The organism is Pseudomonas sp. MWU16-30316, assembly GCF_020515645.1.
GTDB lineage: Bacteria > Pseudomonadota > Gammaproteobacteria > Pseudomonadales > Pseudomonadaceae > Aquipseudomonas > Aquipseudomonas cerasi.
The window spans coordinates 687,362-702,169 of the sequence record NZ_JAIZAZ010000001.1; the positions used below are offsets into that span (position 1 = coordinate 687,362).

Here is a 14,808-nt window from a genome sequence, read left to right on the forward strand (position 1 = left end):
ACTTGCGCGAGAACACTATCGTGCCAATGCTCCGCGTTGGCATGCCGTTCGTGACGCTCCGCGTCACAAATCGACGCCGCGCTGCGTGTTCAGGATCGGACACAGAGCGTCCAGAACTGCGTTGCCACGCTGGAGCGTGGTGACGATAGTCTCTGTCGCGTTAACTCCAACTTTGCCCCATCTCAACTCAACCGCGTCAGATACCCCGGCACTTCCTGCTCCGGCAATACCGACAACACTTTCAGGCGTTGCAGCATGCGCTGGCGGGCGCGTAACAGGTGTTCCTTGAGGTTCAGTGCGGCGGCGTCGAAGGCACCGTGCAGCAGCAATTCAATGATCAGCCGGTGTTCGGCGAGCATCGCTTCATCGGCGCCAATGCTCAGCAGGCGGTAGAAAATCCGGTTGATGATCATCGGGCTCTGCGCCTGGCTGATCAGCATGGCGATCTTGCGGTTTTGCAGACCGCCCAGGCATTGCTGATGCAGGTCGTCCTCAAGGCGCTCGATCTCCTCAAGGCTGCACTGTTCGGCGTTTTGCGCCTCGATGACCCTGGCCAGCATTGCCTCCAGGGTTTCGCGGCTCAGCTGCGGCGCCGTCTGGCGCAAGGCTTCGGGCTCGAGGCAGGCGCGCAATTCGTAGTCTTCGGTGATTTCCCGGGCCGTCAGCGGCCCCGCCAGCCATTGCGAGTAAGGCTCTTTTTCCACCAGGCCGCGATCCCGCAGACGCATCAGCGCCTCACGAACCACTGCGCGGCTCACTCCGTAATGCTGCGCGGCGCTTTGTTCATCCAGCCGGTAGTGACCAAAGGCGATACAGGCCGACAGTGCCGCACCGATCTCATCGTGAATACGTTCGCCGAGCGGGCGGGTATCGACCAGTTCTTCGCTGCTGTCCAGCCCGAACTGCTTGTGGCTCAGGCTCAGACGCAGCGGCTCGACTTCCTGCGCGTCAGGATTGACCAGATAACCGCGGCCGTCGAAGCGGCTGATCAAGCCTTCTTCATGCAGCAGGTTGAGCGCCTTGCGCACCGGCACCCGGCTGGTGCCGAACAGTTCTGCCAGCGGTGCTTCAAGCAGCACCAGTCCATTGGCGGCCGCGCCCGAGACGATGGCGTTACGCAACACCTCGCGGATCATGGCGTAGCGCGACGCGGTGCGCGGGTCCTCTTCTGACATCGGTTTCATACACTTCTGGCGGTTGACGGACGATTCTCGCACAGAAGCGCTGTTGTCACCTTGGCACACGTCCTTATGCTCGCTCATGGGGCCACCGTTACTTTTTTGCACTGAAATGTATCTTTTGTAAAAGATACATTATTTCTTTATGACGATCCTGTTCGCCTACGACGCCTTATCGCAACTGATTGATGCCTTTGCAAAAAGGTTTCTAGTACGGCGTTTCCAGCGCGAAAGGGTCGTCAGCTCGATCGGGTCAGGACGTCGCGACATGCAGATTGGCATGGAACCTGCCTTTGTTAAATGTACATTTTATTAATAAGTACATTTTTAAAGGTGTGATGTCGATGACCGATACCGGGAGTCACAGCGTTACCGGTGATGCCTGCGCACTGGCCGAGGATTTTGCCCAGGGGCGCAGTGACCCTGTGCAGGCTCTGGACAAGGCCCTGCAACAGGCGGCACGCGCCGATCATGTGTTCATTTCCATGAGTATCGAACGGGCACGCAGGGAAGCCGAAGCGTCTGCGGCCCGCTGGCAGCAAGGGCAGCCATTGAGCCCCTTCGACGGCGTGCCCATCGCCTGGAAGGATCTTTTCGACGTGGCAGGCAGCGTCACAACCGCCGGCGCCGCGGTGCGCAACAACCTGTCCCCCGCGCTGCTGGATGCGCCGAGTGTCGGGCTGCTGGCACGGTCCGGGATGGTCAGCCTGGGCAAGACCAATCTCAGTGAATTCGCTTATTCAGGGCTGGGCCTGAACCCGCATTTCGGTACGCCGATCAACCCCAACAGCGACGGCTCGCCACGCATTCCTGGCGGTTCGTCTTCGGGTTCGGCAGTCGCCGTCGCCAACGGAACCGTACCGATCGCCATGGGCACCGATACCGCCGGTTCTATTCGTGTGCCGGCAGCGCTCAACGGTCTGGTGGGGTTTCGCAGCACCAGCCGCCGCTATAGCCGCGACGGTGTTTTCCCGCTGGCGCTGACGCTGGACAGCGTCGGGCCACTGACCCGCAGTGTGCGCGACGCTCTGGTGATCGACGATCTGCTCTGTGCGCGCAGCAAACCTTCATCGTTGATACCACGCAGCCTGGCCGGTCAACGTTTCCTGCTCGATCAGGCGGTGCTGGAAGACGAACGCGTCACGCCGGCCGTTCGCGACAACCTGTTGCGTGCTGTTGAAGCCTTGCGTGCAAGCGGTGCGCTGATCGAGGTCAAGCCTTGCCAGGCATTTCAGGCCACGTTGCTGTTAACCCAGCAACACGGCTGGCTTGGTGCAGCCGAGGCGTTCGCGCTGCATCAGGCGTTGCTCGACAGCGACGCCGCCAGCCAGCTTGATCCCAGGGTTCGCAAGCGCCTGGAGGCAGCCCGTTCCATGCCGGCCAGCCTGCTGGTCAATCTGTACGCTGCGCGCGAGCGGCTGCAGGAGCAGTTGACCCTCGAACTGGACGGCGCGCTGCTGATTACTCCGACCGTGGCCCATGTGGCGCCGCCGCTCGCACCGCTGCTGAAGGACGACGACCTGTTCGTTCAAACCAACCTCGCCACGCTGCGCCTGACCATGCCCGGCAGCCTGCTGAACATGCCCGGCGTGTCACTGCCCAGCGGCCGCGATGCCTCGGGCTTGCCCACCGGGCTGTTGCTCAGCGCACCGGCAGGCGAAGACGCACGGCTGCTGCGTGCGGCGCTGACGGTGGAGTCATTGATCGCAGCCCCTTGAATACGTTTTGCAGTGCAAACCGGCCCGCGTGCCGTACAGCGCGAAGCCGATCTGATTAACCCGTGGGAGAACAACGATGGCCAAAGAAATTCTGTGTGCGTTTGGTGTGGATGTGGATGCCGTTGCTGGCTGGCTGGGCTCCTATGGCGGCGAGGATTCGCCGGACGACATTTCCCGCGGCCTGTTCGCCGGTGAAGTCGGCGCTCCGCGTCTGCTCAAGCTGTTCGAGCGTTACGGTCTGCGCACCACCTGGTTCATTCCGGGGCACTCCATGGAGACCTTCCCCGAGCAGATGAAAGCCGTGGCGGATGCCGGGCATGAAATCGGTGTGCATGGTTACAGCCATGAAAACCCGATTGCGATGACCCCGGAGCAAGAGGAGATCGTCCTCGACAAGTCCATCGACCTGATCACGCAAATGACCGGCAAACGCCCGACCGGCTATGTCGCGCCATGGTGGGAGTTCAGCAACGTCACCAACGAGCTGCTGCTCAAGAAAGGCATCAAGTACGACCACAGCCTGATGCACAACGACTTCCACCCTTACTACGTTCGGGTGGGCGACAAGTGGACCAAAATCGATTACAGCCAGCATCCGGATACCTGGATGAAGCCGCTGGTACGTGGCGAAGAAACCGATCTGGTGGAAATTCCGGCCAACTGGTACCTCGACGATCTGCCGCCAATGATGTTCATCAAGAAGGCACCGAACAGCCACGGTTTCGTCAACCCTCGGCACCTGGAAGAAATGTGGCGCGACCAGTTCGACTGGGTCTATCGCGAACACGAACACGCTGTATTCACCATGACCATTCACCCGGACGTGTCTGGTCGCCCGCAAGTGCTGCTGATGCTGGAGCGCTTGATCGAGCACATTCAGAGCCATGCTGGCGTCAAGTTCGTCACTTTCGACGAGATTGCCGACGATTTCGTGCGTCGCAATCCCCGTACCCGCTGATTCATTGCCCTGTCCGAGGCGTCACTCATGTCCATTTACAATAAGCTCGACCTGACCGGCTGGAAACCTGAGCAACTGACTCCGGAGCAAGTACGGTTCGCCACATGGATTGCGTTTTTCGCGTGGGTGTTTGCGGTATATGACTTCATTTTGTTTGGCACGCTGTTACCGGAAATCGGTCGGCATTTCAGCTGGAGTGAGGTCGAACAGGCCGAAATCGCGACCTGGGTCGCGGTCGGCACCGCGGTGGTGGCTCTGGCCATCGGCCCGCTGGTAGATCGCCTGGGACGGCGCGTGGGTATCATTTTCACCGTGAGTGGCTCGGCGATCTGCTCGGCGCTCACGGCCATCGGCGGAGCATGGGGCAAGTCGCCCCTGATCCTCATTCGTTCGCTGGGCGGTCTGGGTTATGCAGAGGAAACGGTCAACGCGACCTATCTGAGTGAGATCTACGCCGCATCCGACGACCCGCGACTCACCAAGCGCCGTGGCTTCATCTACAGCCTGGTGCAGGGCGGCTGGCCGGTCGGTGCGCTGATCGCGGCTGGTCTGACGGCGGTGCTGTTGCCGGTCATCGGCTGGCAGGGTTGCTTCGTGTTTGCGGCTATTCCGGCCATCGTCATCGCTATCCTGGCGCGCAAGCTCAAGGAAAGCCCGCAGTTTCAGATCCATCAACGCATCACCCAATTGCGCAAGAAGGGCGACCTCAGTCAGGCGCAGGCCGTGGCGCAGACCTACGGGGTGGATTACGAAGAGCACAGCAAGGCCGGTATCGGCGCGGCCTTTCGCGGTTCTTCGCGCCGCGCGACCCTGGTGATCGGTGCTGCGATCCTGCTCAACTGGGCGGCCATTCAGGTATTCAGTGTGCTGGGTACGACGGTGATCGTCAGTGTCCACCATATCTCGTTCGAGAACTCGCTGATCATTCTGGTGCTGTCCAACCTGGTGGGCTATTGCGGCTACCTGTGTCACGGCTGGATGGGTGACCGGATCGGTCGCCGCAATGTCATCGGCCTTGGCTGGATGCTCGGCGGCCTGGCGTTTGCCGGCATGCTTTACGGGCCAAGCAACATGGTGACGGTGGTCGGCTTGTACAGCCTGGGGCTGTTCTTCCTGATCGGCCCGTACTCGGCGGCCTTGTTCTTCATCAGCGAAAGCTTCCCGACCAGCATTCGTGCCACGGGTGGCGCAATCATCCATGCCATGGGCCCGCTCGGTGCTGTGGTCGCAGGCTTCGGCGCCACATCGGTACTGAGCGCAGGCGGCGACTGGCAGACCTCGGCGTTGTACTTCGGCGCAGTGCCTTGCTTCCTGTCGGGTGCACTGATGTTCGCCGCTAAACACGTGCGACCTGAAACGGTGAAATGAGGAGCAGCACATGACGCGTAAAGTTGCAGTGATAACCGGTGCCGCCAGCGGCATCGGTCAGGCGCTGGCAGTGGCGTTTGCCCGCCAGGGTGTGGCGGTGGCAGGCGGGTTCTATCCGGCTGACCCGCATGATCCGGACGAAACCCGCAGGCTGGTGGCGGAGGCGGGCGGCGAATGCCTGATGCTGCCGCTGGATGTGACCTTCACCGAATCGGTCGATGATCTGGCCGCGCAGGCAGTCAAGGCGTTTGGCCGCATCGACTACGCGGTCGCCAATGCCGGGCTGTTGCGCCGCGCGCCGTTGTTGGAAATGACCGACGAGCGCTGGAACGAGATGCTCGACGTGGACCTGACCGGCGTGATGCGTACCTTCCGCGCCGCCGTCCGGCACATGGGTGAGGGCGGGGCACTGGTGGCGATTTCCTCGATTGCCGGTGGTGTGTATGGCTGGCAGGACCATGCCCATTACGCAGCGGCCAAGGCCGGCGTGCCAGGGCTGTGCCGGTCACTGGCGGTGGAGCTCGCCCCGAAGGGCATCCGTTGCAACGCGGTGATTCCCGGCTTGATCGAGACGCCGCAATCGCTGGACAGCAAGAACTCGCTGGGGCCGGAAGGTCTGGCGCAGGCGGCCAAAGCCATCCCGCTGGGCCGTGTCGGTAGAGCGGATGAAGTCGCTGCGCTGGTGCGTTTTCTGTGCAGCGATGAAGCCAGTTACCTGACCGGGCAAAGCATCGTGATCGACGGTGGCCTGACCGTGCGCTGGCCCGAGTAGAGCGATTCGGATCGGCAGCGAGCCTGCTCGCGAAGCGTTCAGTACAGACGCTGGGAATGGCGTGTCAGTGACTGAGCGTTCGCGAGCAATACGCAGTGATCCCCAAACCAACCGAGGAACCCGACCCATGCAGCAACTCAAACAAAAGCGGGCAGTGATCACCGGAGCAGGCAGTGGCATCGGCGCAGCCATCGCTCGCGCCTATGCGGCTGAAGGCGCGCGTCTGGTGCTGGGCGATCGAGACGCCCACAGCCTGGCGAAGATCGCTGCAGAGTGCCGTCAGCTGGGCGCTCAGGTTCAGGAGTGCGTGGCCGATGTCGGCAGCACCGACGGCGCGCAAGCCAGCGTCGATGCCTGTGTCGAGCAGTTCGGAGGTATCGACATTCTGGTCAACAACGCGGGCATGCTGACCCAGGCGCGTTGCGTCGACCTGACCCTCGATATGTGGAACGACATGCTGCGCATCGACCTGACCAGCGTCTTTGTGGCCAGTCAGCGTGCATTGCCGCACATGATTGCCCAGCGCTGGGGGCGCATCATCAATGTTGCTTCGCAACTGGGCATCAAGGGCGGTGCCGAACTGACCCATTACGCCGCCGCCAAGGCCGGGGTGATCGGTTTCAGCAAATCCCTGGCGCTGGAAGTCGCCAAGGACAACGTGCTGGTCAACGCCATTGCACCCGGCCCTATCGAAACCCCACTGGTCGCCGGGATCAGCAGCGCCTGGAAAACCGCCAAGGCCGCCGAGTTGCCATTGGGCCGCTTCGGTCTGGCCGAGGAGGTCGCCCCGGTGGCGGTGCTGCTGGCCAGCGAGCCAGGTGGCAATCTGTTCGTCGGTCAGACCCTGGGCCCCAATTCCGGCGACGTCATGCCATGAGCAAACAGCTGGAGAACACCTGATGTGTGGATTGTGCGGGCTATTGGGTGAAGACGTGCACTGGAGCGATCCGCTGGCTGCAGAACTGCCCCGGCGGCGTGAGCGCTTGCGGCGTATTGCTGCAATCAACAAGGTGGTCGCGCCGTTTCGCCTGAAGGTCGAAGATTTTCAAGGCGTTTCCTATCTCCTGCTCGGGGCCACAGGCAAGCAGGAACTGGCGACCGGGCTGGAACAGCTCTGGCAGAAAGCCGAGTTGCTGATCGGCCGGCCGCTGGACCCGCTTGATTCACGTCTGCTCGATCATCTGCAGAGGTCATCATGAGTATTGCCCTGAACGTGATTACCGGCTTCCTCGGCAGCGGCAAGACCACGTTGCTCAAACGCCTGCTGGCCGATGAAAACATGGGTGACACCGCGCTGCTGATCAACGAATTCGGCGATGTGGGTATCGATCATCTGCTGGTTGAAGAGGTCGCACCGGATACCGTGCTGTTGCCCAGCGGCTGTGTCTGCTGCACCGTCCGCGGTGAATTGAAAGACGCGCTGCTCGGTCTGCTGGAGCGGCGTAATCGAGGTGAAATTCCTGCATTTCGCCGGGTGATTCTGGAGACCACCGGCCTGGCCGATCCGGCCCCGATTCTCACCACGCTGAGCAACGACCCGCAATTGCGCGGGCGTTTTCACATCGGTCTGATTGTCACGCTGGTGGACGCTTGTCACGCGACGCTGCAAGAGCGTCTGCATCCGGAATGGCTGGCGCAGGTCGCGGCGGCGGATCGTCTGCTGTTGAGCAAAACCGATCTGGTCGATGAGTCGGTACTGGATGGCCTGCGCGAGCATCTGCAAGCGCTGAATTTTTCTGCGCCATTGCTTGATACGGCGGAGGTCCACAGCGGCGATCAGTTGCTGCTGGGCGAGGGCATGCGCAGCGACGAACCGGCCGCTGAAGTGACCCGCTGGCAACTGCATCGGGTGCTGTCGACTTCCGCGCGGCATGGTGATGCGCAGGTCTGTTGCCTGACGTTCGAGCGCCCTCTGGACTGGGTCGGCTTCGGGGTGTGGCTGTCGATGCTGTTAAGATGCCACGGTGAACGAATCCTCCGCGTCAAAGGGCTGCTCAACGTGAACGACAATCAGGCTCCCATCGTGATTCATGGTGTGCAGCATTGCCTGCATGCGCCGGTGCATCTTGCCGCCTGGCCGGGCGAGGATCGCACCTCGCGGCTGGTGTTCATCCTGCGCGGTCTCGATCCCGATCTGCTGCGTCGTTCGTTCGAAGTCTTCTCTGGCAGTTTCGCGCCGCCGCTCAACGAGTCGGCAGCATGACCATCACCTTGCGCGTGCTGGGCACCTCCGTGACCCTGCTGGAGTCTTTGCGTGAGCGGGCCGAGCAGGAACTGGGGATCAAACTGATCTACCAGATTCATGACGTGCAAACCGCGCAACGTATCGCGGTCATGCAGCCAGACAGCTACGACCTCTACGATCAGTGGTTTCATAACGTTGATTTCGTCTGGCCAGCCCGGGCGATTCAACCCATCGACACGCGGCGCATCGCGCTGTGGCACGAAATCAACGACTTGCCCAAGCAGGGCCGTCTGCGGCCTACCGACCAGCCAGGCAGCGGCAGTGTGCCCAGCGAGCGTTTGTTCGTGCAGCACGACGGCAGTCTGGGCAGCGCGGTGACCGAGCGCATCAGCATGTTGCCGCTGACCCATAACGCCGACAGCTTCGCCTATCGCCCCGAGCGCTTGCCGGAGGGCTTGAGCTCTGCGGACGAAAGCTGGGGCTGGCTGCTCGACCCGGTGTGGGGCGGGCGCATCGCCTTGCAGAGTGACGCGGCCATCGGCGCATTGGATGCCGCGCTGGCGGTGCAGGGGGCGGGGCTGGCGAGCTTCAAGGACATCGGCAACATGAGCATCGAAGAAATCGATCGGCTCGCTGATGTGCTGGTGCGCAAACAGCAGCAAGGGCATTTTGGTGCGTTCTGGTCAGGCGACGAAGAAGCCGCCGAACTGATGCTCAGCCCGAACATCGATATTCAGAGCCTCTGGTCACCGACCCTGGTCAGGCTGCACCGTGCGGGGGTCAAGTACCGTGTGGCGGTGCCCAAAGAAGGTTATCGCGGCTGGTTTGGCGGGCTTTCCCTGTCACGCCACGCCAAGGGGCCGGTGCTGGATGCGGCGTACGCGTATCTCAACTGGTGGTTGTCGGGCTGGCCCGGCGCAGTGATGGCGCGGCAGGGCTACTACATCGGCAATCCGGCACGCAGCCGCGATCACCTCAGCGCTGCCGAATGGGATTACTGGTACGCCGGCCTGCCTGCGCGCGAACAACTGCTCGGCAGCGACGGCTTGCCGCTCATCGACGCCGGAGAAGTCCGCGACGGCGGGTCCTACGAAGAGCGCATGGGCCATATTGCCGTGTGGAATTCGGTCATGAACGAGCACAACTACCTGGTCCGCCGCTGGAGCGACATCCTGCGCGCCAGTGACAAAAGCAGCGCCAAGGCACGCTAGTCAGTCGCACTGGAGAGGACGCAGAGCGTCCAGAACGGCATTCCCACGCTGGAGCGTGAGGAGCGATAGTCGTCTGGTAGAGCTCACAGATCCGCAACCCTGCCCGGTAGCTGGATCAACCGGGATCCGGCTTCAGTGGCGACAAAAAAAAGCGGCTACCTCTCGGTAGCCGCCGTTCATTGACCTCAGCAACGCATCACTTCGGCAGTTTGAACGCCATCACGTAGTCACCCTGTTTGGTGCCCAGTGAGCCGTGACCGCCCGCAACGACCAGCACGTATTGCTGACCGTCCTTGCCGGTGTAGGTCATCGGCGTGGTTTGCGCACCTGCGGGCAGGCGGGCTTCCCACAACTGCTTGCCGTTACGCACGTCGTAAGCACGCAGGTACTGGTCAAGCGTAGCGCTCATGAACGCCAGGCCGCTGGCGGTGGTGAACGTACCACCCAGGCTTGGAACGCCCATGGTCAGCGGGAGCGGGATCGGCGAGCTGTCGCGCACGGTACCGTTCTTGTGCATCCAGATGGTCTTGTGGTTGGTCAGGTCGACCGCCGCCACGTATCCCCACGCGGGTGCCTGGCAAGGCAGGCCCATCGGCGACAGCAGTGCTTCCAGGATCACACCATAAGGCGCGCCCTTGTTCGGCTGTACGCCTTCGGTTTCGCTCTTGCGGCCCGGGCCGCCTTCAACTTCGGCAGACGGTACCAGCTTCGAACGGAAAGCCATGTAGTTAGGATTGACGAAGGCGATCTGACGCACCGGGTCGACGGAAATACCGCCCCAGTCGAACACGCCGAAGTTACCCGGATAAACGATCGAACCCTGCAACGACGGTGGCGTGAACGGACCATCGTAGCGCAGCGACTTGAAGTCGATCCGGCACATCATCTGGTCAAACGGCGTCACGCCCCACATGTCGCGCTCCTTGAGCGGCGGCGGCATGAAGTTCAGGTCGGACTTGGGCTGGGTCGGCGAGGTATGATCGCCCGCGACAGCGCCTTGCGGGACCGGCACTTCATTGATCGGCACGATCGGTTTGCCGGTGCTGCGATCCAGCACGTAGATGCTGCCCTGCTTGGTCGACGCCAGCACTGCGGGTTTGACGCCGTCAGCGGTTTTCATGTCCAGCAGCGTCGGCTGACCGCCCACGTCCATGTCCCACAGGTCATGGTGAGTGAACTGGTAGTCCCAGCGCACGCGGCCGGTAGCGATGTCCAGTGCAACCAGGCCCGCGCTGTACTTCTCGGACTCTGGCGTACGGTCGCCGCCCCACTGGTCAGGGGTCTGGTTACCCATCGGCAGGTAGATCATGCCGAGCTTTTCATCGACGCTGAACATGGACCACATGTTCGGCGAGTTGCGGGTGTAGATCTTGCCTTCGGCAATCGGTGCAGTTTCTTCCGGATTGCCGCTGTCCCAGTTCCACACCAGACGGCCGGTGTGCACGTCATAGGCGCGGATCACGCCGGACGGCTCGTCCATGGAGACGTTGTCGGTGACGTGGCCACCGATAATCACCAGGTCCTTGGTGACCGCGGGTGGCGACGTGGAGTAGTAGCCGCCCGGAGCGAAGGTGCCCATGTTGGCGGTCAGGTCAACCGAACCCTTGTTGCCGAAGTCTTCACACATCTTGCCAGTATCGGCGTTCAGCGCGATCAGACGGGTGTCGGCAGTCGGCAGGAAGATTCTGCGCGGGCAGGCAGCACTGGCAGTGGCCGTGCCGTCAGCAGCCGGGACCGTCGGGCTTTGCGCCGGGGCGCTGGCGGCGTAGGCAGCGTCGTCATGATAGGTGACGCCACGGCAGGTCATGTGCGCCCAGCCCTTGAAGTTGGCAGCGTTCTGAGTGCTGAGCTTCGGATCGAAGCGCCAGATTTCCTTGCCCGAATCCGGGTCAAGCGCGATCACCTGGCTGTGCGGCGTGCACACATAAAGCATGCCGTTGACCTTGAGTGGGGTGTTCTCGGCAGTCGTTTCCCCCGGATCGTTCGGCCCCGGAATGTCACCCGTGCGATAGGTCCAGGCCGGCTCCAGCTTGTTGACGTTTTCCGGCGTGATCTGCGCCAGCGGCGAGTAACGGTCACCGAAGGCGGTGCGGCCGTAGGACTGCCAGTCGCCGTCAGGCATGGCTGGGGCGGTGTTGGTCGTGCCAGCCGTCTCGCGGTCCAGCTGGCCTTCGATACGGCCCGGGTTGGTGAACTGGCTCGCCAGCGCGGTCAGGCCGGCCAGCACCACAGCGATGCTCAATGCACCGGTGCCCATGCGTGCCGGACCGTTGCGCAACAACGGTCTGCGGAACCATGGCAGCAGCAATACGATACCCAGTGCGAACCACAGCGCCAGGCGTGGCACCAGTTGCCACCAATCGAGGCCGACTTCCCACAACGACCATACAGTGCTCGCGAACAGCAGCAGTGCATAAAGGCCCAGCGCAGCCGCGCGACCCGTGATCAGCAACACGCCGGTCACGGCGAAGCCGATACCGGCCAACAGGTAATACAACGAGCCATCCAGTTGCAGCAGTCGGGCACCACCGACCAGCAAGGCCAGCCCCATCAACAGGATCACCAGCCCGAGCAGGGTCGGCAACAGGCGATTTCTATTTGAAGCACCGTCAGTGCTCATAATGCGAATCTCCGCGAGAAGTAAGTAATTGAAATCTTGTTTTTAAGCATCGCCTGCCCTGGCGCCATTCCTTGAAGCTGCTTGTTGAGACGAATCGCCGGCGGTGGAATTAAACCGTCAGGCAGAGCGCGGCTGCACGTTCGGCTGGCGCGGTCGTTGAGTCGTAGACCATTACCGCCCGAATTCGTGCATAGGCTTTTTGTCCGAAGGAACATCTGCAGAAGGGGGAATCTTCAATCCTTAACCCGGCAATGATAGGGCGCTAACGATTTTTCTAAAAGCGAAAAACCTGACATGGATCATTGCAACGCCGGCAACAGTGCTGCAGGTCGACGGTGTTTTATGAAAGCGCGGCGCTTACAATGGCAGACTTTCGGGAAGCACCTGCGTACTCCAGAGATCCGTTCAGGTTCGTCTCTTCTTATTTCGTTGCAAGGCTCATCATGACAACACCCAATTCCGACCCGTTGCACGGCGTCACGCTGGAGCAGATCCTCAGGGCGCTGGTCGAACATTACGAATGGTCCGGCCTCGCCGAACGCATCGATATTCGCTGCTTCAAGAGCGATCCGAGCATCAAGTCCAGCCTGACCTTCCTGCGCAAGACACCCTGGGCGCGGGAAAAGGTCGAAGCGCTGTATGTGAAATTGCATCGCAGCAAGGGCTGGTAACAGGCCCGCCAGACAGTCCGGCATGGACGCCGGCACGCAAGGATACCGATTGATGCTCAGTGAACATCCACAACCTGCGCAGGGACAGCGCTATTACGCCCTTGTGGCCGCTTGTCTCGGCTGGTCGGGATTGGTGATTCAGCTTTACCTGATCCTGATTGGCCGTTATGCCGATCACGCCAGTCTGCTGGGTGGGCTGGTGCGCTTTTCAAGTTTTTTCACCGTACTGACCAATACGCTGGTAGCGGTCGCCCTGAGTTGTGCGCTGACGACACGGCAGTCGGCAGGCCACCGGTTTTTCCGGCATCCGGTGGTGTGTGGTGGCATTGCGGTGAGTATTGCGCTGGTGGGCATCGCCTACAACATTCTGCTGCGCCACTTGTGGCACCCGGAAGGCTGGCAGTGGGTGGCCGACGAACTGCTGCACGACATAATGCCGCTGGCGTTTGTGCTCTATTGGTGGCTGTACGTGCCCAAGGGCACGCTGCGTCTGAGCCATGTAGTGCTCTGGGCGATCTATCCGATCGTCTACTTCGCCTATGTCCTGCTGCGTGGCCACATGTTCGGTGATTACCTGTACCCGTTCATCGATGTCGGCACGCTCGGTTTCCCGGCGGCATTCATCAACGCGCTGGGCGTGTTGCTCGGTTTCGTGCTGATCGCATTGGTGCTGCTGGCAGTTGATAAACGGGCGTCTCGTCGTACGCGGTGAGTCGCCCGGTCCTGCTCATTCTTCAGTGCTGTCCAGCTTCCAGTAACCGGCGGCCTTGACGAAGTCCTCTTCCAGGCCGAACTCGTCGAGCAGCACACGACGTAACTTGCGTGACAGCGCGGATTCGGTCGCGACCCACGCGTACAGCTTGCCCTCGGGCATCTCCAGACGACGCGTGACGTCCAGCAGACTCTGTTCGCCGCGTACGATCCAGATCACGTCGACCTGTGCGGCACTGTCGAACACCTGCTGTTCCTGCGGGGTGGCGACTTCGACCACCACCAGCGCAGCACGATTGGCGGGCAGCGATTCAAGGCGTCGGGCGATGGCCGGAATGGCTGTTTCGTCGCCGATCAGCAGGTAGCTGTCGAACATGTCCGGCACCACCATCGACCCCTTTGGCCCGGCGATGTGCAGAAATTGCCCGGGCGCTGCCTGCGCGGCCCAGGTGGCCGCCGGGCCTTCGCCATGCAGAACGAAATCGATATCCAGTTCCCCGGTTTCTTCGTCGTAGCGACGCGGTGTGTAATCGCGCATCGGCGGGCGCGGCGTGTCCTTGTCGCCGGCAGGGTTCAGGTTTTCCAGCGCGGCCTGCTCTTCTGCCGTTTGCGGGAAGAACAGTTTGACGTGGTCGTCGGTACCCAGGCTGATGAAACCCGCCAACTCCGGCCCCTGCAAGGTAATGCGGCGCATCAGGGGTGTCAGTTCCGTGACCCGCACCACCTGCAGCTTGCGACGCTTGATTTCATGCATGACGCGATGGATTGACTGGGGCGAATTCATGCCGACTCCTCCGAGGCAGGTTGAGGCCCATCGACGACAGCCTTGGCCGTGCTGTTGAGCAGTTCGCTGACGCGCAAAATCTCTTCCGGGCTCCAGCGGCCATGGTGCATCTGCAGCGCGTGGCGCAGGTTGTGCACCGCTTCGTGGATTTCCGGCGGACGATCGTGGCCGCGCAGTGAGCGCTTGCTGACATCGATGCGCATGCGCACACCTTCCAGCGCCACGGCCTGATCTTCCAGGGATTGGCGACCCGCATCGGTGATGGTGTAGAGCTTCTTGCCGGCCTGGGCATCGCCGACCACCATTTCGCTTTCTTCAAGAAACGTCAGGGTGGGGTAGATAACGCCGGGGCTGGGGCAGTACGCACCTTCGAACAGACCTTCGATCTTGCGGATCAGGTCATAGCCGTGGGCGGGCTGTTCGGCGATCAACGCCAACAGCAGTAATTTCAGATCGCCAGGGGCGAAAACCCGAGGGCCACGTCCACCGCGTTCACGGCCCGGGCGTTTTTCAAAGCCGTCGCGATCTTCACCTGGTTCACGAAGATGCGGCGGACGGTGGTGGGGAGGGTGTTTATCTTCACGCATGTTTTTGCTCTCTGGTTACAAGTTAGATATACCTTAAGATATATC

The 14,808-nt window shown here is 61.6% G+C and carries 14 protein-coding genes; 10 read left to right on the forward strand and 4 right to left on the reverse strand.

Annotation, left to right across the window (positions count from 1 at the left end):
• Positions 1-182: 182 nt before the first annotated feature.
• On the reverse strand, positions 183-1,184 hold the full coding sequence (locus LCH65_RS03255) for a GntR family transcriptional regulator (protein WP_003363686.1): 1,002 nt from the start codon (positions 1,182-1,184) through the stop codon (positions 183-185).
• 338 nt (positions 1,185-1,522) lie between these two features.
• Here LCH65_RS03255 and LCH65_RS03260 point away from each other — a divergent pair, with 338 nt between their 5' ends.
• The 8 genes from LCH65_RS03260 (at position 1,523) to LCH65_RS03295 (ending at position 9,390) form a co-directional block, all read left to right on the forward strand.
• Complete coding sequence (locus LCH65_RS03260; RefSeq protein ID WP_058416669.1) at positions 1,523-2,896, forward strand: amidase; 1,374 nt, start codon at positions 1,523-1,525, stop codon at positions 2,894-2,896.
• Positions 2,897-2,972: 76 nt separating this feature from the next.
• Complete coding sequence (locus LCH65_RS03265) at positions 2,973-3,854, forward strand: polysaccharide deacetylase (RefSeq protein ID WP_002554892.1); 882 nt, start codon at positions 2,973-2,975, stop codon at positions 3,852-3,854.
• Between the two features lie 27 nt (positions 3,855-3,881).
• Positions 3,882-5,222 carry an MFS transporter gene (locus LCH65_RS03270; protein ID WP_003363677.1) on the forward strand — a complete coding sequence of 447 codons (1,341 nt, stop codon included), beginning with the start codon at positions 3,882-3,884 and terminating at the stop codon, positions 5,220-5,222.
• 10 nt (positions 5,223-5,232) lie between these two features.
• Positions 5,233-5,994, forward strand: a complete 762-nt coding sequence (locus LCH65_RS03275; protein WP_024662649.1) for an SDR family NAD(P)-dependent oxidoreductase — start codon at positions 5,233-5,235, stop codon at positions 5,992-5,994.
• 127 nt (positions 5,995-6,121) lie between these two features.
• The gene (locus LCH65_RS03280) at positions 6,122-6,871 is read left to right on the forward strand and encodes an SDR family NAD(P)-dependent oxidoreductase (protein WP_003363672.1); all 750 of its coding nucleotides are present in this window, start codon (positions 6,122-6,124) and stop codon (positions 6,869-6,871) included.
• A gap of 22 nt (positions 6,872-6,893) precedes the next feature.
• Entirely contained in the window at positions 6,894-7,193 is a 300-nt protein-coding gene (locus LCH65_RS03285) for a hypothetical protein (RefSeq protein ID WP_003431302.1), read from the forward strand.
• On the forward strand, positions 7,190-8,197 hold the full coding sequence (locus LCH65_RS03290; protein WP_226439146.1) for a GTP-binding protein: 1,008 nt from the start codon (positions 7,190-7,192) through the stop codon (positions 8,195-8,197). Before LCH65_RS03285 ends, LCH65_RS03290 begins: the two co-directional genes overlap by 4 nt.
• Positions 8,194-9,390, forward strand: coding sequence for an extracellular solute-binding protein (locus tag LCH65_RS03295; protein WP_046719058.1), 1,197 nt, complete (start codon positions 8,194-8,196; stop codon positions 9,388-9,390). The genes LCH65_RS03290 and LCH65_RS03295 overlap by 4 nt, the downstream gene beginning before the upstream one ends.
• A gap of 196 nt (positions 9,391-9,586) precedes the next feature.
• Here LCH65_RS03295 and LCH65_RS03300 read toward each other — a convergent pair whose 3' ends face one another.
• Positions 9,587-12,010, reverse strand: coding sequence for a glucose/quinate/shikimate family membrane-bound PQQ-dependent dehydrogenase (locus LCH65_RS03300; RefSeq protein WP_024662567.1), 2,424 nt, complete (start codon positions 12,008-12,010; stop codon positions 9,587-9,589).
• Between the two features lie 443 nt (positions 12,011-12,453).
• Here LCH65_RS03300 and LCH65_RS03305 point away from each other — a divergent pair, with 443 nt between their 5' ends.
• Together LCH65_RS03305 and LCH65_RS03310 are read left to right on the forward strand one after the other, a co-directional pair.
• Positions 12,454-12,681: a VF530 family protein gene (locus tag LCH65_RS03305; protein WP_003363662.1), complete on the forward strand. Its 228-nt coding sequence runs from the start codon at positions 12,454-12,456 to the stop codon at positions 12,679-12,681.
• A gap of 52 nt (positions 12,682-12,733) precedes the next feature.
• The gene (locus tag LCH65_RS03310) at positions 12,734-13,393 is read left to right on the forward strand and encodes a Pr6Pr family membrane protein (RefSeq protein WP_003363659.1); all 660 of its coding nucleotides are present in this window, start codon (positions 12,734-12,736) and stop codon (positions 13,391-13,393) included.
• Between the two features lie 15 nt (positions 13,394-13,408).
• Here LCH65_RS03310 and LCH65_RS03315 read toward each other — a convergent pair whose 3' ends face one another.
• Both LCH65_RS03315 and LCH65_RS03320 read right to left on the reverse strand, forming a co-directional pair.
• A complete protein-coding gene (locus LCH65_RS03315) occupies positions 13,409-14,176 on the reverse strand; it encodes a siderophore-interacting protein (protein WP_096106707.1) in 768 nt (255 codons plus the stop codon).
• Complete coding sequence (locus LCH65_RS03320; RefSeq protein WP_003431287.1) at positions 14,173-14,763, reverse strand: PadR family transcriptional regulator; 591 nt, start codon at positions 14,761-14,763, stop codon at positions 14,173-14,175. The genes LCH65_RS03315 and LCH65_RS03320 overlap by 4 nt, the downstream gene beginning before the upstream one ends.
• Positions 14,764-14,808 lie beyond the last annotated feature (45 nt).